This is a genomic window from Halovenus amylolytica (assembly GCA_004015825.1).
Lineage (GTDB): Archaea > Halobacteriota > Halobacteria > Halobacteriales > Haloarculaceae > Halovenus > Halovenus amylolytica.
The window spans coordinates 1-22586 of record SAYS01000019.1; the positions used below are offsets into that span (position 1 = coordinate 1).

The 22586-nt window shown below is 61.3% G+C and carries 23 protein-coding genes; 12 read left to right on the plus strand and 11 right to left on the minus strand.

Going from position 1 to position 22586, the window contains the following annotated elements:
* The first annotated feature begins 267 nt into the window (after positions 1 to 267).
* Together EOW68_RS14585 and EOW68_RS14590 are read left to right on the plus strand one after the other, a co-directional pair.
* A complete protein-coding gene (locus EOW68_RS14585) occupies positions 268 to 924 on the plus strand; it encodes a chemotaxis protein CheC (protein WP_128225901.1) in 657 nt (218 codons plus the stop codon).
* A gap of 69 nt (positions 925 to 993) precedes the next feature.
* The gene (locus EOW68_RS14590; protein WP_128225902.1) at positions 994 to 1458 is read left to right on the plus strand and encodes a transporter; all 465 of its coding nucleotides are present in this window, start codon (positions 994 to 996) and stop codon (positions 1456 to 1458) included.
* Positions 1459 to 1461: 3 nt separating this feature from the next.
* On the opposite strand, the gene EOW68_RS14595 is transcribed toward EOW68_RS14590, so the two are convergent.
* The gene (locus EOW68_RS14595) at positions 1462 to 1749 is read right to left on the minus strand and encodes a DUF7521 family protein (RefSeq protein WP_128225903.1); all 288 of its coding nucleotides are present in this window, start codon (positions 1747 to 1749) and stop codon (positions 1462 to 1464) included.
* Positions 1746 to 2123 (minus strand): helix-turn-helix domain-containing protein, encoded by a 378-nt coding sequence (locus EOW68_RS14600; protein WP_128225904.1) that lies wholly within the window; start codon positions 2121 to 2123, stop codon positions 1746 to 1748. The genes EOW68_RS14595 and EOW68_RS14600 overlap by 4 nt, the downstream gene beginning before the upstream one ends.
* A gap of 195 nt (positions 2124 to 2318) precedes the next feature.
* Between EOW68_RS14600 and EOW68_RS14605 the strand changes: the two genes are divergently transcribed.
* The 3 genes from EOW68_RS14605 to EOW68_RS14615 all read left to right on the plus strand — a co-directional run bounded on the left by EOW68_RS14605 (position 2319) and on the right by EOW68_RS14615 (position 5971).
* Entirely contained in the window at positions 2319 to 3389 is a 1071-nt protein-coding gene (locus EOW68_RS14605; RefSeq protein WP_128225905.1) for an asparagine synthase C-terminal domain-containing protein, read from the plus strand.
* A gap of 393 nt (positions 3390 to 3782) precedes the next feature.
* Complete coding sequence (locus EOW68_RS14610; RefSeq protein WP_128225906.1) at positions 3783 to 4058, plus strand: PadR family transcriptional regulator; 276 nt, start codon at positions 3783 to 3785, stop codon at positions 4056 to 4058.
* A 506-nt stretch (positions 4059 to 4564) separates the two neighbouring features.
* A complete protein-coding gene (locus EOW68_RS14615) occupies positions 4565 to 5971 on the plus strand; it encodes a signal recognition particle protein Srp54 (protein WP_128225907.1) in 1407 nt (468 codons plus the stop codon).
* Between the two features lie 18 nt (positions 5972 to 5989).
* Here EOW68_RS14615 and EOW68_RS14620 read toward each other — a convergent pair whose 3' ends face one another.
* The 6 genes from EOW68_RS14620 to EOW68_RS14645 all read right to left on the minus strand — a co-directional run bounded on the left by EOW68_RS14620 (position 5990) and on the right by EOW68_RS14645 (position 10313).
* Complete coding sequence (locus tag EOW68_RS14620) at positions 5990 to 6883, minus strand: CBS domain-containing protein (RefSeq protein ID WP_128225908.1); 894 nt, start codon at positions 6881 to 6883, stop codon at positions 5990 to 5992.
* 57 nt (positions 6884 to 6940) lie between these two features.
* Entirely contained in the window at positions 6941 to 7348 is a 408-nt protein-coding gene (locus EOW68_RS14625; RefSeq protein ID WP_128225909.1) for an RNA-binding domain-containing protein, read from the minus strand.
* On the minus strand, positions 7345 to 7896 hold the full coding sequence (locus tag EOW68_RS14630) for an AAA family ATPase (RefSeq protein WP_128225910.1): 552 nt from the start codon (positions 7894 to 7896) through the stop codon (positions 7345 to 7347). Before EOW68_RS14630 ends, EOW68_RS14625 begins: the two co-directional genes overlap by 4 nt.
* A gap of 93 nt (positions 7897 to 7989) precedes the next feature.
* Positions 7990 to 8775, minus strand: a complete 786-nt coding sequence (locus EOW68_RS14635) for a DUF7260 family protein (protein WP_128225911.1) — start codon at positions 8773 to 8775, stop codon at positions 7990 to 7992.
* A gap of 117 nt (positions 8776 to 8892) precedes the next feature.
* Positions 8893 to 9843, minus strand: coding sequence for a metallophosphoesterase family protein (locus tag EOW68_RS14640; protein WP_128225912.1), 951 nt, complete (start codon positions 9841 to 9843; stop codon positions 8893 to 8895).
* Positions 9840 to 10313, minus strand: a complete 474-nt coding sequence (locus EOW68_RS14645) for a DUF7529 family protein (protein WP_128225913.1) — start codon at positions 10311 to 10313, stop codon at positions 9840 to 9842. Before EOW68_RS14645 ends, EOW68_RS14640 begins: the two co-directional genes overlap by 4 nt.
* Before the next feature lie 150 nt (positions 10314 to 10463).
* Between EOW68_RS14645 and EOW68_RS14650 the strand changes: the two genes are divergently transcribed.
* The 5 genes from EOW68_RS14650 (at position 10464) to EOW68_RS14670 (ending at position 17260) form a co-directional block, all read left to right on the plus strand.
* On the plus strand, positions 10464 to 12341 hold the full coding sequence (locus tag EOW68_RS14650; protein WP_128225914.1) for an ABC transporter substrate-binding protein: 1878 nt from the start codon (positions 10464 to 10466) through the stop codon (positions 12339 to 12341).
* A gap of 90 nt (positions 12342 to 12431) precedes the next feature.
* Positions 12432 to 13457: an ABC transporter permease gene (locus tag EOW68_RS14655; protein ID WP_128225915.1), complete on the plus strand. Its 1026-nt coding sequence runs from the start codon at positions 12432 to 12434 to the stop codon at positions 13455 to 13457.
* Between the two features lies 1 nt (position 13458).
* Positions 13459 to 14922 carry an ABC transporter permease gene (locus tag EOW68_RS14660; RefSeq protein ID WP_128225916.1) on the plus strand — a complete coding sequence of 488 codons (1464 nt, stop codon included), beginning with the start codon at positions 13459 to 13461 and terminating at the stop codon, positions 14920 to 14922.
* Complete coding sequence (locus tag EOW68_RS14665; protein ID WP_128225917.1) at positions 14919 to 15941, plus strand: ABC transporter ATP-binding protein; 1023 nt, start codon at positions 14919 to 14921, stop codon at positions 15939 to 15941. The genes EOW68_RS14660 and EOW68_RS14665 overlap by 4 nt, the downstream gene beginning before the upstream one ends.
* Positions 15938 to 17260 (plus strand): ABC transporter ATP-binding protein, encoded by a 1323-nt coding sequence (locus EOW68_RS14670; protein WP_128225918.1) that lies wholly within the window; start codon positions 15938 to 15940, stop codon positions 17258 to 17260. The genes EOW68_RS14665 and EOW68_RS14670 overlap by 4 nt, the downstream gene beginning before the upstream one ends.
* Before the next feature lie 37 nt (positions 17261 to 17297).
* On the opposite strand, the gene EOW68_RS14675 is transcribed toward EOW68_RS14670, so the two are convergent.
* A complete protein-coding gene (locus EOW68_RS14675) occupies positions 17298 to 18098 on the minus strand; it encodes an inositol monophosphatase family protein (RefSeq protein WP_128225919.1) in 801 nt (266 codons plus the stop codon).
* Positions 18099 to 18266: 168 nt separating this feature from the next.
* Here EOW68_RS14675 and EOW68_RS14680 point away from each other — a divergent pair, with 168 nt between their 5' ends.
* Together EOW68_RS14680 and EOW68_RS14685 are read left to right on the plus strand one after the other, a co-directional pair.
* A complete protein-coding gene (locus EOW68_RS14680; protein WP_128225920.1) occupies positions 18267 to 19193 on the plus strand; it encodes an ABC transporter ATP-binding protein in 927 nt (308 codons plus the stop codon).
* Positions 19190 to 20017 (plus strand): ABC transporter permease, encoded by an 828-nt coding sequence (locus EOW68_RS14685; RefSeq protein ID WP_128225921.1) that lies wholly within the window; start codon positions 19190 to 19192, stop codon positions 20015 to 20017. Before EOW68_RS14680 ends, EOW68_RS14685 begins: the two co-directional genes overlap by 4 nt.
* A 22-nt stretch (positions 20018 to 20039) precedes the next feature.
* Here EOW68_RS14685 and EOW68_RS14690 read toward each other — a convergent pair whose 3' ends face one another.
* Positions 20040 to 20741 carry a class I SAM-dependent methyltransferase gene (locus EOW68_RS14690; RefSeq protein ID WP_128225922.1) on the minus strand — a complete coding sequence of 234 codons (702 nt, stop codon included), beginning with the start codon at positions 20739 to 20741 and terminating at the stop codon, positions 20040 to 20042.
* 62 nt (positions 20742 to 20803) lie between these two features.
* Entirely contained in the window at positions 20804 to 22552 is a 1749-nt protein-coding gene (gene arcS / locus EOW68_RS14695; RefSeq protein ID WP_128225985.1) for an archaeosine synthase subunit alpha, read from the minus strand.
* Positions 22553 to 22586 lie beyond the last annotated feature (34 nt).

Below are 22586 nucleotides of genomic sequence, written 5' to 3' on the forward strand. Positions count from 1 at the left end.
TGCTGGCGACGTGGAGCCAGCAGGGACGCAATCCCTACGACGAACTCAAGCGAGTTGTCCGAGACAACGAGATGGTTTCACGAGAGTTTGCTGTCCCGACCCTAGAATCCTCGGGGTAAACACGTACATCATTGATAACAGTGTTTCCGCCGTAAACCCTAACCCCACATCTCCGGTAGGTGATACTGCCGGCTGTAAGAAACTGAAGAATTGCGCCATCCCGGGGTGGCGCATATCTTTACGAATTTACAGCCGGCAGTATGAGCTATGCCGATCCTGATCGATATTCGGAAGCTAACAATTATCGGGAAGCTGATTCAACATGGGGCGAAAAACGTCGCGGATTCACTCTCGACAATGGCGAATATCGAGGCCGATATCCAGATCAAGAGTCTCTCCTTTGTCGAACCGGAGGATATTCCCCACGAGATCGGTAGCGGCGAGTTCTACCACGCCAATATTCGCCTGACGGAACCGCCCTACGGTGTCTTTCTGATGACCTTCGACGATCTGACTGCCCACGAGATTGCCAAACACATGACTGGTCAGGCGGTCGACGACGGCCAGCTCAACCAGCTACAGGAGAGTGCACTCCAGGAGATGTGCAACATCCTCACCTCCGGATTCATCGACGGGATCGCGAACACGCTCGAAACGACGATCAACATGGAGACACCACAGCTCGAATACGACGATGCAGCGGTCATCGCCGAGGAGACACTCTCGCACATTCACTCGGACTCGCTGTCGATCGTCCTCGATTCTGTCGTCGACCTCAAAGACCGGGAGACCGAGTTCCAGCTGCGGATCTTCCTGGTTCCCGATCCAGGCGCATTTGTCAACCTCATCGACAAGCTGGATATCGAGGAGATCCGCGAGATCGACGATCTCACGGCCCGGCACAACGACGACCGCGCGTTCTGAGGACGGCACGACGGCAGTTCTGCGTTCCAAACCGGTTCGTTTGAGTAGGTGGCTGCCAGAGAGCCAGCCATGGAACCGATCAACGCAGCGGCGTACGTTTTACACTCACTGTTTGCCGGGCTCTGGACCGGCAGTGTCCTGTTTGCAACCTACGCTGTTGTTCCCCTCGCCCGGGCGGGCAATCTCGATGCCACCCCACTGCGAAGCGTTGCTGGCAAGATCAAGACTGTCTCGCGGACGAGTGCCCTGTTGCTCTTTCTCACCGGTGGCCATATGGCAGGCACTGTCTACACGGGTGAGACGCTGACCGGTACCAACGGGGGCTATCTCGTCCTGTCGATGCTCACGCTGTGGTTTTTGCTCATCGGCGTCGTCGAGGTCGCTGCCGGCAAACTCGCCGACGGGAGCGGTCGTGACAAGGTCAGAGAGCCCGCCCGCCAGGCCCGTCCGTTCTTCCTCCTGGCATCCGTGTTATCTGTGCTGTTGCTCTCCGTTGCCGGCTTGCTGTCGGCGAACAGGCTCGGCTTCCTTTGAACGTCACTTGTCAGTGTACAGCGAGTAGACGACGACCGCGAAGCCGACGGCGACGAGTCCACTCTCGATCAGGAGCCCGAGCTGGAAGCCCGCGTCGAGTAACTGGTCGACGACACCGCCGAGAAACGAACCGAGCGTGATGATGCCGAAGCCGACCGCGAGTGCACCAAGCGCTCGCGAGCCGGTGCGGTTGTAGGATCTGTACGCGAGCAACGTTATGAGGCCGCCCAGCACGAGTGTAACTGTTTTGAACCCGAGGATGAGCGTCGTCGTGGGTACGTGTGGACTCATGTTTCTTTTCTGACCTCCGTCCAGAGCGCTGCGAGCCGTTCGTCAGCGGTCGTCTCCCTCCGCGAGAGATCCAGTTCGAGTTTTCGGTCGTCGGATAGTCCGATACTGACCTCGTCGAAAACAAGTATGTATCGGCTGACGTGCTGGCCGTCCTTGCGTACCTCGACACCCTCCTCTAACAGCCCGGCGTCGGTCAGGCGGTCGAGTTTCCGGTACGTCGTCGAGAGTGGGATATCAGTCACCTCCGAGATCTCTTCGGCGGTCATTGGTTCGGATAGTGCTTCGACAATCTGCCGGCAGCTCTCGTCGTTGAGGGCGTCGAGTACCGATGCCAGCTCCAACTGGTCGCCGTCTCCCTCTGGACCGGGACCCATCTCTCTAGAGGCTATCGTCTCACGCAGTAAAACTGTTGACCGTTGTAGCGCGGGTATTTTTCGGGGCGAGACCGCGTTGTTTTTGAAAACCTCGCTCGAACTCACTGCTGTGCTTGCCGTAGAGAGTAACGCGTCCGGTTCGTATCGTCCGATCTGTGCATCAGTAACCCGCCGCGCCCAGCGGCAGCTGTTCTGATGACGCTTTCAGGTGCTGACGACGAGCCCGTCCGTGCTGCACTCGAGGCGGGTGAGCCACTCGCCGGACGCGGTGGGTTCGCGGGTGCAATCGATGGAACACTCGTCAGGGATGTCCTCGGTCGCTACCCGCTCTTTTACGAGCGCGACGAGCCATCCCGCTGGAGCCACGACCGAACCGATCTCGATACGCCCCGGCGACTGCCAGCCGGCCACGTCCACGACGGGGACGAGTGCCGGGAGTGGATCACTCTTCCCGAATTCGAACCGACCGGTGGTGTCGACAGCGTCAGAGCGGCCGTCGACGAGGCCGTCGGTCGTGTCGACGACACCGATCTGGCGATCGCATTTTCCGGTGGGCTCGACTCGGCGATTCTTGCTGCCCGGCTCGATGCACCACTGTACACCGTCGGATTTCCCGGGAGTCACGATATCGAGGCTGCTCGCTCCGCTGCGGCGCTGCTCGACGCCGATCTCCGCGTGATGGAACTCGAACCGGCGGATCTCGAAGACGCGCTGCCGGCTGTCGTCGATGCGACCGGGCGAACGAACGCGATGGATATCGAGATTGCGCTCCCGATTTTCGTCCTCGCCCGACGGGTCCGCGGGGACGGCTTCGACCGTCTCGCACTCGGGCAGGGAGCGGACGAACTGTTCGGTGGCTACAAAAAAGTCGCCCAGGCATCCGGAGATCCACGGGTCAGCGCCGATACGGTCCGTGGTGCCCGCCGCGAGATGGTCGAGACACTGCCGAACCAGCTCGAACGCGACGTGCTCGCACTTCGGGCTGCAGGCGTCGAGCCCGTCGTTCCGCTGCTGGATAACGTGGTCGTCGAGGCTGCGCTCTCCCTGCCCGGGGAACTTCTCGTCAACCACCGCGGCGAGCGAAAGTGGGCGCTACGACTCGCCGCCCGCCGGTGGCTCCCCGATCAGGTCGTCTTCCGGGAGAAAAAAGCCGTCCAGTACGGTAGCCTCGTCGCGCGTGAACTCGACCGCCTCGCCCGACAGCACGGGTTCAAACGACGGCGCGACGACCACATCCGACTGTACATCGAATCCGAGTGTCTGTAGTCACGTCCTACGTTATCTCTCTAAATCGAGTGATGTACGAATATATTGTGTGTCTGATATACCCAGCTACCCGATCTAGTTTGATTCGATACTATTCTACGCAGCCGGTAGTATCAATCTGATTACCGTGCCCTGGTACCTTCTGTCGTGCAGCACCGATTCCGCTGTAGATCCACCGTCACATACACGTACGCAAGCGGTGTTTCGGGAGCAGTTGCACCGTGATACAGCCGCCATATGCGTCGTGTTTACGCTGCTGTTTTTGATTTTAGTGACTTTCTGTCGGGGTGTCTCTTCCCGATACTATTCGCTGCTGTCAATCACTGTTCCCTGATGTATATGGAACGAAATATTTAATATAATCAGACAATAACATACTGCTGTATATTACAAATGTACGACTTGACAGGATTTCAGCGTGACCTGCTATACGTGATCGCTGGGCGGGAGGAGCCCCACGGGCTCGCGATCAAGGAGGAACTCGAAGAGTACTACGAAAAAGAGATACACCACGGTCGGCTGTACCCGAACCTCGACACGCTCGTCGACAAAGGGCTCGTCGAGAAAGGGCAGCGCGACCGTCGAACCAACTTCTACAGTCTCACACGGCGTGGCCGGCGCGAGATCGAGGCCCGGCGCGAGTGGGAAGACCAGTACGTCGAAGTCTGATCTGTCTTCTGGGGGGTCTGGATGCGGTGGTGTTGCGAGACTCGGATCTGCTCTTCTGTCTCTGAATCTATTGATCAGTCCGCTGTAGAGCACTCAAAGACAATTCTACGAACAGCAAGAAAGCCCCCGGCCGTTCGTCGGTTGCGACTCGCTGCGCTCCTCGACCTTCGGTCTGCGGTGCTTGCGTCGTCTCACTCGACGAACGGACGGCCCCTTTCAGTCCCGCCCGGCCTGGAAATCCAATCGGGCGGGACTGAAAGGGGCGAGGGGCTGAACGAAGGCCGACGACGTAAGCACCGCAACCCGGAGGGTGAGGAGCGCAGCGAGACCCCCGAGTTCAGCCCCTCGGGGCTTTCTTGCCGTTTGGAACGGTCAGTTCGAGTCTTCACGGAGGGAGCTGTTACAGTTCCATAACAATCCTTTCGATTTCACCATCTGGTTCTCCATCCCACACTGAACGATTGCGAGAAAAAGGCTTTACCCGGATGGTCTCGTAGAGTCGGCAAATGGTACTCGACGATCTTGGCAGTTCACTCCGGGGGACGCTCGACGAACTCCGGGGGAAATCGCGGATCTCCGAGGAGGATGTCGACGGCATCGTCAAGGAGATTCAGCGGTCGCTCATTCAGGCTGACGTTGATATCGAACTCGTCCGGGGACTCTCGGATAGCATCAAACAGCGCGCCCTCGAAGAGGAGCCACCCGCCGGCACCTCGCTACGGGACTGGGTGTTGCGCATCGTCTACGAGGAACTCGTCGATCTGCTCGGCGAGTCGACGGAGATCCCACTCGAAGAACAGACTGTCCTACTCGCCGGGCTGTATGGCTCGGGGAAGACGACGACTGCGGGGAAGATCGCGTGGTGGTTCTCCAAGAAGGGACTGCGCCCGGCGATCATCCAGACAGACACCGACCGACCCGGCGCGTACGACCAGGCGAAACAGCTCGCCGAGTCCGCCGAGGTCGACTTCTACGGCGACCCGGACAGCGACGATCCGGTCAAGATCGCCGAAGAGGGACTGCTCGAAACCGCCGACGCCGACGTCCAGATCGTGGACACGGCTGGCCGGGACGCGCTGAACCAGGAGCTGATCGACCAGATCGAGCGTATCGATGCCCAGGCCGACCCCGACCGAAATCTGCTCGTCATCGACGCGGCGATGGGGCAAAGCGCCAAAGAGCAGGCCCAGGAATTCGAGGAGACCATCGGTATCGACGGCGTGATCGTCACGAAAGTCGACGGGACGGCGAAAGGTGGTGGTGCGCTGGCTGCCGTCAACGAGACCGACTCGACGATTGCGTTCCTGGGTACTGGTGAGACGGTCAAGGACATCGAGCGGTTCGAATCTTCCAGTTTCGTCTCCCGGCTGCTCGGGATGGGCGATCTCAAACAGCTCACCGAGCGTGTCGAACGCGCGATGGAGGAAGCCCAGGAGGAAGACGAGGACTGGGACCCCGAGGATATGATGGAGGGGCAGTTCACCCTGAAGGATCTCCGCAAGCAGATGGAGGCGATGAACCGGATGGGGCCGCTCGATCAGGTGATGGATATGATTCCTGGGCTGGGTGGCTCGATCCAGGATCAACTCCCCGACGACGCGATGGACGTCACCGAGGAGCGGATGCGTGATTTCGAGGTCATCATGGACTCGATGACCGACGAGGAGATGGAGAATCCACGGATCGTCGGCGCACAGCGGACGAGACGGATCGCCCGTGGCTCCGGCAAACCTGAAGATCGGATCCGCGAACTGCTCCAGCAACACAAGATGATGGAGCGGACCCTCAAACAGTTCCAGGGGATGGGCGACGCCGACATGGAGCGGATGATGAAACAGATGCAGGGCGGCGGTGGCGGCCCTGGTGGCCCCGGCGGTGGGATGGGTGGCGGCGGCAACCCCTTCGGCGACTGATCCGTTCACCTGCGACCGCTACTCCGGAATCGTATCCGAGATCACGACAGCCTCGCCCTCGATTACTGCCTCCCCGTCCGAGCCGAGTACGTCCGTCGACAGTCGGAACTGGTTCTCACCGAGATGTTCGATCACGCGACACTCCGCCGTGATTCGCTCGTCGAGCTGGACAGGGCCGAGAAAGGAGAGATCCTGTGAGAGATAGATCGTCAGCCCCGGCAGCCGTGCGAGTGCTGCGCTGATCAGCCCGGCGACGAGTGTCCCGTGGGCGATCCGCTCACCGAACCGCGTCTTCTCGCCGAACGGCGCTTCGAGATGGAGTCGGTTCGTGTCACCACTCGCCTCTGCAAACGCCCGGATATCCTCCTCGCCAACTGTTTTCGAGAAGGTCACAGTATCACCGACGTCGATCTGTCCCTCGTCACCGAAGTACTCGTACTCCCAGTCGTCGTTCTCGTAGGCGGTATCTGCACGAACGTCGTGACGAGTTTGCTCTTTCCCGGGTCTGTGATCGCGTTTGTGCCGGACCAGATGGGGGATGTAGTTCGAGAGATCTGTCGTCGTCACAATCCCGACGAGTGTCCCCGCCTCGCCGACGACGGGCAGTCGCTTGATCCCGTGTTCGCGGATCTTTTCGGCTGCTATCTGGATCGATGCCGACTGGTCGACGGTGATCAGTGGGCTCGACATGATCTCCCGGACTGTCGTCGTCTCCGGGTCGTTCCCATCGGCGACGAGTTCTGTGAGATCCACGTCGGTAATGATCCCGATGGGAGTCTCGTGTTCACAGATCACCAGCGAGCCGATCTCCCCACCGACGAGTCGGCTGGCAGCACGCTGGACCGACTGCTCCGGTGTGACCGTTTCGACCGGTGTCTGCATGATCTCTCTGATGGTAATTGGTGCGAGCATCGGTACAGTAACTGACGACTCCCGTACAGATCAATGCAGTGCAAAGAACCGTAACGACTAGGGTTCGATCGGCTCGCCGTCTTCGGTTGGCGGTGCAATCAGATCGACGAACTCCTCGACGGACGGCTCCTCGACCCGGACGCTGACCGTAATGACTCCCAGTTCACCCGGCTCGTCGACGACGAAGTTCACGACTCCCTCGAAGGCAGCCTGCTTTTTGAGCCGAAACGAGAAACTGTCGCCGCGCTGGTTGCCGAAAAAGACACCACGGGCACTGTCGAGAATCGCCTGTCGGTGCAGTTGCTCGGAGAACTCGTCGAGCGTGTGCACCGTCGCCGTCAGTTCGCCGTTACGGTGTTCCGGCTCGGCATCGGGGAAGAGTGCCTGCATCGCATCGGCGACTCTGTCCGTCACTTCGGTGTCGTAGACGGGGGCTGTGATTTCGGCCTCGATACTGTAGATCACGCTTTCTCACCGTCGAGAATCGACTCGATCGTGTCGTGGAACTGCGCCAGCGAGTCGGTGTTTTCGACCGTTAGATCGGCCTGTTCCATCGCCTCTCCCATCCCGAAGTCGAGTTCGCGCTGGTCGCGGTCTGCGAGCGTCTCGCCGCCGTCGTCGGCGCTGGCATCCCGGCCGCGGGCGTCCAGTCGCTGTGCGCGCACGTCGAACGGTGCCTCGACACAGACGAGCGTGAACTGCTCGCCGAACGCGTCTTCGAACCGGTCGACCTCGACGTCCGACCGGATGCCGTCGACGACGACCGTCTCCGCGTCTTCGAGTTCGGCTTCGATGATCGGGAGTGATCGGTCAGCGATCGCAGCGGGGCCGTTTTCCTCCCGCAGGGCCTGTGCGACCTGGCCGTGATCGGTGGCCGGATCGAGACCACGGTCGCGACACTCCGCCCGGATCACGTCACCCATCGTCACGACGGGGATGTCGAGTCTCTCGGCAACTGCTGCAGCCTCGCTTTTGCCGCTGCCCGGCAACCCCACGAATCCGAATACGCTCATGGCCGGTGTTTGCCGAGACGGCAGATAAACACTGCGTTCGGAGACGGTGACAGATCACTGGAAGCTGGTCCCGAATCGAACGGTCGCCGTCGTTCACGCTTGCGACCGCTGTGACAGTCTCGTTTCGAGTGTTGCTCTCGCGGTTGCAGCCGTCTCGATCAGTTCCGTCAGTATTTTGATAACTGGATAGTTGACCGGGAGGTCACTGTAGACGTAGGTGGGGATATCGGGCCCGCTTATCGGTAGTCGTAGTTCGCGGCGTTTGTCGACCATCTCGGACTGGCGGCGTTCGATCAGCTCGTGACACCGTTTTTTCAGGATGTCGAGCCGTGATCGGTAGCCATCGAGCAGCTGGACCGGTTCGTCCGCGACTGAAGCGGTCTCGATATTCTCCAGATCCCTCGCCAGAGAACAGACCGGCTTCTGCAACGCTGTCACCGACGCACGCTCCGCCTGGAGTGTCTCTAATAGCTTCTCTCGTACTGCGATCGACTCCCTTACTGCAGCCAGAAGGGCCTGTTTGTGCCGGCGTTCGAATCCCGAGCCGTGGACGAGTATCGTCGCAACATCCGGGCCGAACTCCTGGTGGACATGTTCCGTATAGCTCTCGTCGTACTCCTCCTCGTAGTGCGGGACTGCCATAACCGTCGACTCGTACTGGTTCCGAACTGTCCGTACCGCCCGTGTTCGGTCGGTAGCCGACGTGACCGCTACTGGACTGAACTCCGTGGTCGGACTCTTGACAGAGAGATCACTGATCCGGTCACGAAACGCTTGCATTGCATCACGCTCTGCTGTCGTTCGGCTGTCCTCTCTGTCGATCGCATCGAGTGCACACTCGATGCGCTCGGGTGGAGAACGGTCAGCTAATCCGGTCATAGTCTAATCTTCAGTGAGCTGTTCTTAGTCGTTTCTAGTAGTTCTACTGCGGTATGCAAACTGCGATAGAGCGATATATATCAGATTCGAGATGTGGTCGGGTCACATACCGAGGGATCACTCCCCTCTGCTTTCGACGAGTGGCAACGCGGCCAGGCGTGCCGCCCCGATCGAGGTCAGCCCCCGGGCAGTCGGTGAGTCCGTCGCCCGCTGTTCGTGTGCCAGTTCGAGCCCGTCGGTGTCTGCGACCGGAACGAGTCGGATCTCGGTTCCCGCCGACGTGATATCGAGTAACAGATACGATTGTGGAAACGAACAGGTCGTCGGGACCGCAATCTCGCGGACGCCGCGGTCGACACCGGTGAGCGGCAGATGGAAGTGACCCGTCAGAACCAGCGGGGACCCACCGCTGGCCAGCACGTCGACGAGCGCGTCTACCTCTCGCATCGTCGGGGGAACTGCCATCTCCGCAGCGACCGTTTCCCGGTGACTGCGGAGCTGATCTGTCACTGCCGGGAGGTTGTGATGACACAGCACGAGCGGAGTATCAGTTTCCTCGAGTTTGGCGGCGAGCCACTCGCGCTGTGTCGAATCGACACAGCCGTCGTGGGTATCGGTCAGTCGTTCGCTATCGCCTGCCGAGTTCACACCGAGTAGATCCAGCCCACCGACGCGCTGGTGGAACGGGTACCTCCCGGGGCCGAACCGTTCGGCGAAGTCGGCAACTCGGATCGAGTCGTGATCGTCTCCGGTTTTCGGGACGTCGTGGTTTCCCGGAACGGCGTAGACCGGTACATCGAGTCTCTCCAGGGTCGTCTCGACTTCCCTGGCGTTCCACGCCTCGCCGTCTTTCGTGAGATCGCCCGGCGACAGGACTGCGTCGACGTCCCGGCTGGCGATATCGTCGACTGCGGCACGGAAGTGATCTGGTGTGTGCTCGAACAGCTTCGACGTTCCTTCGGCCCGCGTGGCGACGTGTGGATCGGCGACGGCGGCCAGCCGAACCGGTGTCGAGAGAGCCGGCCGGTCGAGGTCTGCGAGCAGTTGGCCGGGTTTCGGCGTCGTCATCGTTCCTCCGGGAAGATATGCTCCGGATTCTCGTGGTAGAACGTCGCAAGATGGGTACCGTCGAGCAGCCTGACGTGTAGCTGTATCTCCTCGCGTGTGTGGGCCTGCTCGGCCAGCGGTCGCGCCCGGTCGAGATCGACCGTCCCGACGAGTATCACTGCGAGCCGGCTCTCGGGATCGCTGATCCGTGTTACCAGAAACAGGTTCCGACCGATCGTCCGCCGATAGATGCTGTACTGGTCGAGCGAGCCGCGTTCGAGAAACGACTGGAGGTCTGCTCCCGTATCGTCCGGTGCGATATGTATCAACCCCGAAAGCTCTGTTCCGCTGTCCGGCGCAACCGCGGCGACGTGCCCCGCACGAACGACAGTAACCTCCCAGTTTTTGTGCCTGAGATCAGACGCCATCTCTGTTGCCTCTTCGAGCGTTCGGTCCCACGCAGTCCTCTCGTCTGGTGTCTCTGCTGACATCGCCTCACGTTTTCTGCTAATTATTCAAATATATTCCGATTAATTAAATTTATTTACGTATATATAGACTATATTCATCGTTATTCCTGTATTTTTGGCGTATAGTACTATTATCAACGATCATATGTGTCGACTCTGAACGTCGGGTTGATGTCGGAAGACAGTTCCAGACGCGGATTTTTGACCGCTGCCGGTGCCGGTGTCGTAGCTGCACTCGCAGGTTGTTCGGACAACACGGACGCAGGTGACCCCGAATCCGGGGACAACTCGACGGGCAACTCGGGCGAATCCGGTTCGACAGCGGAACTCCAGTTGATGGCGACAGGATCGATTCAGACACTCGACCCGACGAACGCGAAGGGATCCGGTGCGGGCTACAATCAGTACAACCAGCAGTTGATGTACTTCCCGGATGGGTTCTATCCGCCCGAGCCCGGGCTCGCGAAGGGGTACGAGCTGTCGGAAGACGGCCGCACCTATACGTTCGAACTCCGCGAAGATGCCACGTTTCACGATGGGACCGACGTCACCGCCGAGGACGTGGTCTACTCCTACCGGCGTCTCGCCGAGTCGGAAAACTCCCGGAACAAAGACGACATCGTGGGGCAGACACTGACCGTCGAACACGAACGGGACGCGACGCTGACGGAGCCGACGGACGAAGAGACTCTGGAGGACGTGGTTCCGGAAAGTCTCGCAGTCGAGGCGGTCGACGAGTACACCGTCGAGATGACGCTGGCGTCGCCGTTCCAGTACACCCTCTTCCAGATCGCTGGCGGCGCGTTCGCAATCATCCCGGCGAACTCGGTCGGCGATATCGAGGGGTACGAGGGCGAGTACGAGTACAACGAATTTTTCAGCACCAGCGGCGATGGCCCGACTTTCGCCGGGGCTGGTCCGTTCCAGGTCGACTCCTGGGAGAAGGGGAGCCAGATCCGACTCACAGCCTTCGAGGAGTACTACGACGGAGCGCCGGAACTCGACGCGATCCGGTTCACCGTCGTCGGTGACGGAAACACGCGTCTCCAGCGGTTCGAAAACCAAAATGCCGACATTCTCGACGAGGGGATCCCGACTGCGGCGTTCAATCCGGACAACGTCTCGGTCGAGCAGGAAGATGGTGCCCGTTCGCTGGGAACCTATACGCTAGACGACGGGACGGACGTCGCCTACGGCGAGATTCCGGCACTCACCACCGAATATATCGTATTCAACTGTCTCGAAGTCCCCCTTTCGGTCCGGCGGGCGGTCGCCTACGCGATGAACCAGCACGATATCGTCGAGAACGTCTACAAAGGTGCCGGCAAGCCGGGCTATCATATTACGCCGCCTGCGCCCTACCCGACCTTCGAGAGCGGTGTCTCGAACACCGAGAGCTACGATCGCCACGCCGAATCGGGCTATCAGTCGAACACCGAGTTTGCTGCGGACGGCTACCCCTACGGCTACGGGGAGACCAGACTCGACGACGCACGCGCCGTGATGGAAGAAGACGGCTACAGCGAGGACAACCGGTACTCGGTCACCGCCACCACGATTGCGGGCGATAGCGGCTACAACCGGGTGTTCACACGGCTGCAGTCGAAACTCCGGTCGGCCTACATCGATATGGAGATCGTCGAGGCCGAGTTCGGGACGATTATCAGTCGGGCTGTCAGCGGCGATATGGAGATCTTCGGCCTCGGTGACGGGATGGAGTATCCCGGGCCACAGAACTTCCTGCGATTCCTCCACGGCAAAAATCCCAGCAACCAGTTCACCCGGTGGGGTGCCGAGGGGAGCTACGCGACCGAAGAGTACCGACAGACTGCCCGGCAGTCCTGGGACGAGAACTACGCTGCCGACGGGACTTCGGAGGCGGACCACAACGAGGCCTTCCAGACCGTCGAGGAGATGAACTGGGCCTCGGTGCAGGAGCTTCCCTTCTTGCATCCGGTCAGCCAGCGGTTCTGGCACGACGATGTCGACGCCGAGATGCACGGTGTCATGGAAAACCAGGCGTTCGACGATCTCACGCTGGATCGCTAACTCCGAGACGCGATATGAACCTCTATCTAGATTCACTCACGTCCCGCTACCGTCTCGCGGTATCGGATTCCCCCGACACGGTGATCGCCCGTGAGTAGACTCCGCTATCTCGGCAAGCGGTTTCTGCTGTCGATTCCGGTCGTCTGGCTCGGCGCGTCGATGACGTGGTTTATCATCTTCATGGGTCCGATCGATCCGGCCAGCCGGCTGCTCAGTGAGGGCCAGTTACGCAACCCAGCCGCCTACCAGGCCGCAGAGACACAGCTGGGATTGAACCAGCCACCGCTCCAGCACTACTTCGACTGGATGTCGAGTCTCCTGCGGTTCGATCTGGGACAGACCTGGGTGCTCTACGAGGGATCGAGTGTCAACGCATTGATCCTCGACTTCCTCCCGCGGACGCTCTGGCTCGGGCTGTGGTCCGTCCTCATCGCGATCCTGATCGGTGTCCCACTCGGCTTTTACGCGGGGATGAACTCGAACACGGTCGCGGATTACGTCGCCTCGCTCGGTGGGATCGTCTGGCGAGCGATGCCGAACTTCTGGCTCGCGATCATCCTGCTCGCCGTGCTCAGTACCTCGCCAGTACTCTTTGGCTACCGGTTCGAGTGGGAGACGTTGTTCGTCAGTATCGATGCGATCTCCGGCAGCCCGGATATGACGCGTATCGACACGCCGGACGGGTTCGTCGCCGCGACGAAGAAGGTCCTGCCGGCGGCGCTCGTGCTGGGATCGGCGTCGATGGGCAACGAGATGCGGATCGGTCGGACGGCGATTCTCGAGGTTCGAAACGAGGATTACGTCGATTTTGCGAAAGCGAAGGGTGTCTCCGGCCGGCTGCTCGTCTGGAAACACATCTTCCGGAACGCACTGATCCCGCTGGTCCCGATCATCACCAGCGAGGCGTTCCTGCTGATCGGTGGCTCCGTGCTGGTCGAGACGGTGTTCGGTATCAACGGCATCGGACAGCTGTTCTACCAGGCGTCGGTCCAGGGTGACCTGCCGCTCGTCGGGACGTTGATGTACGTATTCATACTCATGACAGTCGGAATCAACCTCTTACAGGACGTACTGTACACGGTAATCGATCCTCGCGTCGGACTGGAGGGATCGTAGGATGGCCACAACGACACCGGCGGACAACCGACGACTGCTGGCCCCACTCCAGGACGATCCGAAGCTGGCTGCCTGGGTCGCAGTCGGACTGTTTCTGTTCGCCCTCCAGGCCGGCGCAGTCGCACACTTCCTCACCGGATTGGTCGCGGATCTCCTCGGAATCTTCCCGACCGCGGAGGCCAGTAACTCCGTTCTCGGGCGTCTCGTGGGGCTGTTCGAGGTTGCCCAGCGGCGTGCGGCGGAGTTGCCGACACTGCTCTCCCGCGATGTCGTCCCGAACGCTGGGCACTGGAACGGCGACCGGTGGGTCGGGACGTTCATGGGCTTCTCGCCGGCGGTTTCCTGGGGGATCCGTGTCACCCTCGTCTACGCCTACGCATTTACGTGGGTCGTGTGGGCAGTCCTCGGCTATCGGTACTACAGAGAGCAGTACCGCGTGGCCGACTGGACACCCCGTGACGATATCGTCGACCGGTTCCGGTCGCATGGCTGGGGACTGTTCGGCGCGACGATCGTCTTTCTGTTCGTCGTGATGGTCGTCTTCGCACCGACGCTCGGTCCGACGACAGTCGAGCAGAACATGGAATCCTCCTACGACTACGAGACGACCTACTGGAATTCGGAGACGGAGGAGGTCGAAACGATCCTCACTGGCGAGGCGAACCTCAACTCCAAATCGACCGGTGACCAGTCCCGTGTGATGCCGATGAGCTACGACGACTTCGGTCGGTTCCATCCCTTCGGAACGTTACCCAACGGGCGTGATCTGTTCACGTTCATCGTCGCCGGGTCGCGTATCTCGCTGGTCATCGGGCTGCTCTCTGTCGGACTGAGCGCGGCGTTGGCTGTGACACTCGCTATGACCTCGGCGTACTACAAGGGGCGTGTCGATCTCGGGACGGTCCTCCTCTCGGATGCGGTGATGGCGATGCCGCAGTTACTACTGTTGATCATGCTCATCACCGTTCTCTCCGACAGCTGGGTGGGTGAGATCTACAGCGGCGGGTTCGTTCTCGCTTTGATCTTCGCGTTCACCGGCTGGACGTACATGTGGCGGTCGATCCGCGGTCCGGCACTCCAGATCTCCGAGCGGACCTGGATCGACGCGGCACAGAGTTTCGGACAGCGGCCCTGGACGATCATGCGCAAACACATGCTCCCGTATATTACGGGCTATATCCTCGTCTACGGTTCGATGACACTCGGCGGCGCGATCATCGCGATTGCCGGGCTCTCGTATCTCGGCCTCGGCGTCGCACCACCGACGCCGGAGTGGGGGCGTGCGATCCAGCTCGGCCAGGAGTACGTCAACACCGGCTCCTGGCACATCTCGCTGATCCCGGGCCTGCTCATCACGCTCGTCGTCACGGGGTTCAACGCCCTCGGTGACGGTATCAGGGACGCGATCGATCCACAGTCAGACACCGGGACTGGCGGGGCGGCTGGACGGGGTGGTGGCGCATGAGCCGCCCCGACGGCTCGACCGATCGGACTCCCGGCCGAGAGCCACTGCTGTCGGTCAGTGATCTCCGGACGGTGTTTTACACCGACAAGGAGACGATTCACGCCGTCGACGGTATCTCCTTCGACATCTATCCCGGGGAGACGGTCGGTCTCGTCGGTGAGTCCGGCTCGGGCAAATCGGTGACGGCCCGCTCACTGCTTGGGCTGGTCGACGAGCCCGGCGTCGTCGAGGAGGGGACACTGGAGTTCAAAGGCGAGGACCTGCTCGAAACGGGGTGGGCGGAGTACCGTGGCGATCTCTCGATCGTCTTCCAGGATCCGTCGAACGCGCTCAACCCCGTCTACACGGTCGGCAACCAGATCCGCGAAGCCCTCGCAATCCACCAGGGGTTGCGCGGCAGCGCGGCCAGAGAACGCGCGATCGAGTTGCTCGAAGCGGTCGGGATCCCGGACGCGCCACGCCGGGTGAAAGAGTATCCACACCAGTTCTCCGGCGGGATGCAACAGCGCGCCGTCATCGCGATCGCACTCGCCTGCGATCCAGATCTGCTCGTCTGTGACGAACCGACGACGGCGCTGGACGTGACGATCCAGGCACAGATCCTGGATCTGCTCGACGAACTCCAGCGCGAGGAGGATCTCGCGATCCTCTTTATTAGCCACGATATGGGCGTCATCGAGGAGACGGCCGACCGCATCAACGTGATCTACGCCGGCGAAATCGTCGAGCGTGCACCGACGGAGCGACTGCTCGCGGCGCCCGAGCATCCCTACACCGAGGCACTCCTGAACAGTATTCCCGGCCGGACACCCCCCGATCAGCGGCTGCCGACCCTCGACGGCGAGGTACCGACGCCGGACGGGCCGGCCGAGTCCTGTCGGTTCGCACCGCGGTGTCCAGTCGCCGTCGAGGAGTGTCACGAGACTCCTCCCGACGCTGTGGCCGTCGGTGAGAACGGGACGGATCACTCCGCGGCCTGTCTGCTGGCCGGCGAGAGCGAACCGGAGGGAGAACAATGACGCAGGCGATCGAACCCCAGGAGACCGACGGCCAGGAGAGTCGTGCTCCGCTGCTCGAAATCCGGAACCTCCAGATCCAGTACGATGATTCTTCGCTGATCGGTGGCGATCCACCGGTCAGGGCTGTCGACGGCGTCTCACTGGATATCCGCCGCGGCGAGACACTGGGGCTCGTGGGTGAGTCAGGCTGTGGCAAGACCACGTTCAGCCGGGCACTCGTCGGACTCGAATCCGCGACGAGCGGAGAGATTCTGGTGGACGGGACGGACCTGACGGAACTGGAAGGACCCGCGCTCCGCGAGTGGCAGCGCCGCGTCGGGATGGTGTTTCAGGACCCACAGGAGAGTCTCAACGACCGGATGACTGTCGGCGAGATAATCAGCGAACCGCTGGATGCACACGACTGGCAGGACCAGGAGGAGCGGGAGGACCGCGTCTTCGAGTTACTCGACCGCGTCGGGCTCCAGGAAGAGCATTTCTACCGCTACCCCCACCAGTTCTCGGGTGGCCAGCGACAGCGTGTGGGGATCGCCCGCGCGCTCGCACTCGAACCGGAGTTTTTGATCCTCGATGAACCGGTCTCGGCGCTGGACGTCTCCGTCCAGGCGCGGGTGATCAACCTGCTCGAAGAACTGCAGGCCGACCTCGGCCTGACACTGCTTTTCGTCGCACACGATCTCTCTCTGGTCCGGCACGTCGCCGACCGCGTTGCGGTGATGTATCTCGGGAATCTGCTCGAAGTCGGTCGGACAGATCGGCTGTTCGACGCGCCGGCGAACCCGTACACGCGGTCGCTTCTGTCGGCGATCCCCGGCTCCGCGAGCCCTGCGCCGGACGAGCTCGGTGAGATCACGCTTCGCGGGACGCCGCCGAACCCACGGTATCCTCCCTCTGGCTGTCCGTTCGCGACCCGGTGTCCAGCAAAAATCCCGCCGGAGAAGTACCCCGATCTTTCGGCCGAGGAGTTCGACGCCATCGAGACGTTCCGGGCGATTCTCAGAGAGCGCGCTCGGAGTTCGAGTGGGGTATCGGCGTCGCTCAAACGGCGCCTCGGGATCGGAACCAGCGTCCGGACTGTTGACGAGATCGCCACAGAGCTGTTCGCCGGGCTCGATCTCCCGCCGGAAGCGAACGAGGTAATCGAGGACGCGAGGACGTCCGCTCGGAGCGACCCAGCGGCGGCACTCGAATTGCTCAGGACAGAGTTTGCCTCGGTCTGTGATCGCGACCCGCCGGCGGAGTACGTCGTCGACGACACAGGCCGAACGAGTCGGTGTCTCCGCCACCGCGAGGAGTACGACGACCCCGACGAAATCTGACCGATCCAGTCACACGGATTCGGCGACTCGCAGCCGGTCACTCTCTGACGTTTTCGATCTCTCTCGCGGTTTCGAGCAACGTCTCGTGTGCTGCTCCGTTCGAGGCAACCAGCCCGCGGGAGTCGTGTGTCCACTGTTCGCCATCGAGATCGGTTACGGTGCCGCCCGCCCACTCGACCATCGCACTCCCGGCGACCGTATCCCACGCGTTCGTCTCGACGTTCGTGATCACGCCGTCGACGCCACCGGCAGCGAGAAGCGAGAGGGCGGCCTGTGCGGAGCCGATCCGACGGAGGTCCCCGAATCGTTCGACAATCGTGCTCGTGGCCACAGCGTACTCTGCCCGGCGGTCGAAATCCCACCAGATCGTCGGAACGACCTCGAACCGGTCCGGATCGACGCGGTCGCTGACCGATATGGACTCTCCGTTTCTGGTAACCCCATCCGGTGTTCCCAGGTAGTGGTCGTCCAGTGCCGGGTGGATATTTGCGGCCGTGACTGGAACGCCGTCAATGAGACAGGCGACGCTGGTCGCAAACCGGCGGTTCCCGCGGACGTAGTTGTTCGTCCCGTCGATCGGGTCGACGATCCAGACTCGTCCCGACGCCGGAACCGTCGTCGCTGTCCCTTTCTCCTCGCCGTAGACGGGATCGTCCGGGAACGTCTCTCTGATGCGGTCGATGACTGCCTGCTGTGCGTCGCGATCCGCCGCTGTTACCACATCTGTTTTCCCGTCCTTGTGTTCGATCGGGAATTCGGTTCGGAACCGCTTCGCTGCGACGGTTGCTCCTGCGACGGCGCTTTCCTCGGTCACTGTTTGTAGCGTCTCGGAATCCATTGTGCTCGATACGCCCCTTTCGAAGTGAGATCGTTCAAAAAAGATTGCTAGTAGCGATATATAGGGCACACCTCCAGTACAGGGATCTTTCGAGAGATACCCAGTCGCCTGTTTCTGACCGAGATACCCATATTAAGATACATATACGAGCCATTTGAATCGCATCCGATGGCAGCGATCGAACTCAACGGACTATCCAAACAATACGGCAATCTGACTGCGGTACAGAATCTCGATTTGCAGATTCCGAACGGAGAAATATTCGGATTTCTCGGCCCGAATGGGGCCGGCAAATCGACGACAATCAACATCATCCTGGATTTCGTCAAACCTACGGCCGGACAGGCCAGCGTGCTCGGCATGAACTGTCAGGCACAGGGCAAGGAACTCCGCCAGCGCATCGGTGTCCTCCCGGAGGGGTACGACGTCTACGACCGGCTGACAGGCCGGCAACACCTCGAATTCGCGATCGAGTCGAAAAGCGCGACGAACGATCCCCAGCGCCTGCTCGAACGGGTCGGTATCGCCAATGCGGCCGACCGGAAAGCCGGCGGATACTCGAAAGGGATGGCACAGCGGCTCACGCTCGCGATGGCGCTCGTCGGCGATCCGGATCTGCTCATCCTCGACGAGCCGACGACCGGGCTCGACCCGAACGGGGCCCGCCAGATCCGCGAGATCATCCGCGAGGAGAACCGCAATGGGACGACGGTTTTCTTTTCGAGTCACATCCTCGGCCAGGTCGAGGCGGTCTGTGACCGTGTCGGCATCCTCCGGGAGGGACGGCTCGTCGCCGACGATTCGATCGAGGGGTTGCGTGACAACGTCCCTGGCGGGGAGAGTCTCGTCGTCGAGGGCGTCGGCTTCACCGACAGCGTGGTCGCGTCGATCCGTGCGATGGAGGGCGTCGAAAGCGTCGACGAACGCCAGCCAGGGGAGATGCTCTCGATCAGCCTCAACAGTGCCGCGAGCAAGACCGCCGTCCTGAGCGCGATCGAGGACACCGGCGCGACGGTCTCTGATTTCTCGACAGAGGAGGCGTCGCTTGAGGATCTGTTTGCCGCCTACACGACCACCGGAGGTGCACAGGCATGAGTTGGCAGACGATCGCGAAGAAGGATTTCCAGGACAGTGTTCGTTCACGGACACTGTGGGGCATCATCGGTGCGTTCGTCCTGTTGATCTTCCTGCTCGCCTATCTCGCGACAGATGGAAATATCAACAGCACCGCCGGATTTGTCTCGGTTATCGGTGGAGCCTTCCTGTTCGGAATCTTGCTTTTCGTCCCGCTGACTGGGCTGTTTATCAGCATCAAGTCGATCGTTCGCGAACGCGAAACCGGGACGATCAACCTGTTGCTGTCGCTCCCGCACTCGCGACGGGATATGGTCATCGGCAAGTTCGTCGGCCGCTCTGCTGTGATGAGTATCTCGGTTATCGTCGGGTTTCTGCCGGCGTGTTTGCTGATTTTGGTCCAGGCAGAGGTAACACCGATCTTCGAACTGTTCGCGTTCCTGCTTGCGACAGTCTTCCTCGGCCTCCTGTTCGTTGGTATCGGTGTCGGCTTCTCCGCACTCGTCAACAGTGAGACACAGGCAACTGTCGGTGGAGTGTTGCTCTTTTTCCTGCTGTATCTCTGGCCTGCGATCTTCAACATCCTCGATATCGATCTACCTGCATTCCTCGACCGGTTCTATCTTTTCGCACTGTTTTTCGATATGCTCGCGGCTATCTTCTCGCTCAGGGAGGACGTCCCGAACGCCTCTGTCGTCGAACTCGACGGAACCAACTTCGCGGAGGCGTCCGCAACCTCTGCTCCGATCCACATGCAACACTGGTTTGCCTTCGTTATCCTGGGTGTCCTCATCGCGGTTCCGCTGGCAGTCGGCTACATCCGCTTCGACAGCAATGACCTCTGACTGACGACGCTGTCTTTTCCAGTCACTGCTTTGCCAGCTCTGCCAGATAGTGGACACCGTCGGCTCTGACTGTCTCGACTGTCCACGGTGTCCCGATGGTGGCCTCCCGGAGTCGATCCGGACTGAACAGCCGAAAGAGCAGTATCTCGCCGCGGTCTCCCTCGTACTCGAAGGCCATCACCCGCGAGGCGAGACCGGGTGTCGGGTCCCCGCGGTAGCCGAGCAGGTCGGCAGTCCCATCCCGAGTCGGATCGTAGCTGTCGATCACTGCTCGTGCATTCGGCCCAGTTACGTAGGCGAGATCACCGAGAAACTCGCGCAATCCGAGCATCGATCCGGCCAGCCCGACCTGTGTGCCGTAGGCGAGTGCCGATCCGAACCGGTCGCGGTCGAACTGCTCGCGGAGGCTGAACATATCGCCCTGCCGGGCGTCCTCGACGCCACGTTCTCGGAGCAACGCGACGAGGGGTTCGTTCACCTCGATCGCGACAGTCTCGACACGCTCCTGAAAGAACAGCGCGTGTTTGCCGGCACCTGCACCCATATCCAGGAGCGGGCCATCGAGGCGCTGTCCGAGCCACTCGGTCAGTTCGTCGCCATCACCGAAATAGAACTCCTCGATCGGGTGTTCGAGCGTCTCCTCGCCGTCACGCTGGATGAGCGGTTCCGTCCGCTCGCCGTGGTAGTGATCGCGGAGTGCGCGACCGAATGGATCGCCTGCCATCGTACTGTGCCATTCCGACCCACATGCAAAAAATCGAGTGAGCGACGGTACCGAGTCGCATCTTATTTCTCCTCGACGTGCCTGACAGTACTCGCGATCCCGCGTGTGCTGTCGATCATCTCCGGGCCGGACATCTCGGCACGACCGACAGCGAAGGCCTTCGGTCCCTCGATGACGACTTCGTCGCCGACACGGATATCCTCGCTCGCGTCGACGACACCCGGCGCGAGCACGGAGCCGTGGGGGACGAAGGCGTCGATCTCGACGCGTTTCGTCGGCACGTCGCTTTCGACCCACCGTCGGCCGCCGGCGAGCGTGAGTGCGAGCAGCCCGTACTCCGGGACGAGCATCGCGAGTTGCTCGCCGTCGGTGCTGTTCGCCCGGAGTTTCGGATACCGACTCTCGACAGCGAGATCCTCGAACAGATCGTCGCCTGCACCGTCGCCGAACTGGTAGTCTGCGATCGCCCGGAGGGTGTTGTGCTGGCGCTCCCGTTTCATGTACGTCGTCTCCTCGGAGAGTGTCGATGCGAGATTCGCGAGCGAGTCGGCTGTCGTCGGATGATCAGAAACGGTATACTCGAACTCGACGCCGGCCGTCTCACCAGCACGCTCGACGATCTCCCGGTAGTCTCCGGGGAGGTGGGCGATCGCCCGGGGATACTCGTTCGATTCGAGGTAGGCAGCGAGGATGTCCGAGACAAATTCGATCTCCGTGGCGGTCCAGTTGCCGGTGACCACCGAGTCGTAGTGCTGTGCCGGGTAGGTCAGTTCGAGTTCCTGTGGAACGACGCCGATGGGGGAGGTCATCGAGACGAGGTGGGCCCGGTACTGGATGGCGTCGTGGAACTGGCCGTGGCTCTGGGATTCGCTGTAGGGTTTCCGGGCCGAACAGGGCACCAGTACGAGCGGTTTGTCGAACCGACAGTGGTAGCGGTTCGTCACCCGCTCGGCGTAGCGCTGGATCTCGACCCGGCGGAGGGTGTCGTCTGTCGCGGCCGTGATCTCCGCCCGCCGGAGCACTGGCGTTCGCTGTTCGAGGTAGCTGTACTGCTGGTCGAGTCGCCGGAAGGTGGCCGTCAACCACTGCTCGTGGCGGGCCTGCCCCTCGATGTAGTCTCGGAGTCGCCCAGCGCGGATGCGCTCCCTGACCGTGCCGAGTGCGGCCCGGAGGACGTGTTCGTTGTGCTCGGCACACTCTTCTCGACCGAACTCCGAACGCGGGGTCTGGCAGGCCGGACAGGCACAGGGCAGTTCGTCGAGGTCTTCGAGAAACGCCTCGCCGTCAGTGGTGAGATACTTCCCCTGTGTCCCCTTCACGACGGCTTTGTCAGTATCGAAGAGGTCGACACCCGCGTAGGCGAGTGTGGCGACGTTGCCCGGTGTCGCGACGCCGGATAGATAGAGGGCGGTATCTGACGGGATCGCCGCTCGCGTCTCGATGATCGCCTCGACGAACGCCGCCGCGTGGCCGGCCAGTTCCTGTGCGTTCGAGAGAATGTAGGCGTCGGTTCCCTGTTCCTGTGCGGTGTCGGACGAAACGACTGCCGCACTCGGGAAGTCGACGTCAGGATAGTCGACAGTGAACGCTTCTTGCACTTCGTCGGGCGTACCCCCGGGGAGTCCCCGGTGGGGCAACACTGTCAGCATCGACTCGTCGCCTTCGGGCAGGTCGCGCTCGGCGGTCCACTCGCTGCCCGCATCGACGAGGTAGTCGTCGACCAGTCCGGGCGTTCGGACCGACTCGGACAGCCGCAGTTCGCCGCGTCTGGCCGGACCGTCGCGGTCGTGAATCTCGAAATACTCGGTCATCTGGCCGGCCCCCGGCGTCGTCCGCTCTCGCTCA

Excerpts from the sequence above, each read along its gene's own strand:
- EOW68_RS14585 (WP_128225901.1), top strand. The coding sequence starts at position 268 with ATGCCGATCCTGATCGATATTCGGAAGCTAACAATTATCGGGAAGCTG.
- EOW68_RS14590 (WP_128225902.1), top strand. The coding sequence starts at position 994 with ATGGAACCGATCAACGCAGCGGCGTACGTTTTACACTCACTGTTTGCC.
- EOW68_RS14595 (WP_128225903.1), bottom strand. The coding sequence starts at position 1,749 with ATGAGTCCACACGTACCCACGACGACGCTCATCCTCGGGTTCAAAACA.
- EOW68_RS14600 (WP_128225904.1), bottom strand. The coding sequence starts at position 2,123 with ATGGGTCCCGGTCCAGAGGGAGACGGCGACCAGTTGGAGCTGGCATCG.
- EOW68_RS14605 (WP_128225905.1), top strand. The coding sequence starts at position 2,319 with ATGACGCTTTCAGGTGCTGACGACGAGCCCGTCCGTGCTGCACTCGAG.
- EOW68_RS14610 (WP_128225906.1), top strand. The coding sequence starts at position 3,783 with ATGTACGACTTGACAGGATTTCAGCGTGACCTGCTATACGTGATCGCT.
- EOW68_RS14615 (WP_128225907.1), top strand. The coding sequence starts at position 4,565 with ATGGTACTCGACGATCTTGGCAGTTCACTCCGGGGGACGCTCGACGAA.
- EOW68_RS14620 (WP_128225908.1), bottom strand. The coding sequence starts at position 6,883 with ATGCTCGCACCAATTACCATCAGAGAGATCATGCAGACACCGGTCGAA.
- EOW68_RS14630 (WP_128225910.1), bottom strand. The coding sequence starts at position 7,896 with ATGAGCGTATTCGGATTCGTGGGGTTGCCGGGCAGCGGCAAAAGCGAG.
- EOW68_RS14635 (WP_128225911.1), bottom strand. The coding sequence starts at position 8,775 with ATGACCGGATTAGCTGACCGTTCTCCACCCGAGCGCATCGAGTGTGCA.
- EOW68_RS14640 (WP_128225912.1), bottom strand. The coding sequence starts at position 9,843 with ATGACGACGCCGAAACCCGGCCAACTGCTCGCAGACCTCGACCGGCCG.
- EOW68_RS14645 (WP_128225913.1), bottom strand. The coding sequence starts at position 10,313 with ATGTCAGCAGAGACACCAGACGAGAGGACTGCGTGGGACCGAACGCTC.
- EOW68_RS14650 (WP_128225914.1), top strand. The coding sequence starts at position 10,464 with ATGTCGGAAGACAGTTCCAGACGCGGATTTTTGACCGCTGCCGGTGCC.
- EOW68_RS14660 (WP_128225916.1), top strand. The coding sequence starts at position 13,459 with ATGGCCACAACGACACCGGCGGACAACCGACGACTGCTGGCCCCACTC.
- EOW68_RS14665 (WP_128225917.1), top strand. The coding sequence starts at position 14,919 with ATGAGCCGCCCCGACGGCTCGACCGATCGGACTCCCGGCCGAGAGCCA.
- EOW68_RS14670 (WP_128225918.1), top strand. The coding sequence starts at position 15,938 with ATGACGCAGGCGATCGAACCCCAGGAGACCGACGGCCAGGAGAGTCGT.
- EOW68_RS14675 (WP_128225919.1), bottom strand. The coding sequence starts at position 18,098 with ATGGATTCCGAGACGCTACAAACAGTGACCGAGGAAAGCGCCGTCGCA.
- EOW68_RS14680 (WP_128225920.1), top strand. The coding sequence starts at position 18,267 with ATGGCAGCGATCGAACTCAACGGACTATCCAAACAATACGGCAATCTG.
- EOW68_RS14685 (WP_128225921.1), top strand. The coding sequence starts at position 19,190 with ATGAGTTGGCAGACGATCGCGAAGAAGGATTTCCAGGACAGTGTTCGT.
- EOW68_RS14690 (WP_128225922.1), bottom strand. The coding sequence starts at position 20,741 with ATGGCAGGCGATCCATTCGGTCGCGCACTCCGCGATCACTACCACGGC.
- arcS (WP_128225985.1), bottom strand. The coding sequence starts at position 22,552 with ATGACCGAGTATTTCGAGATTCACGACCGCGACGGTCCGGCCAGACGC.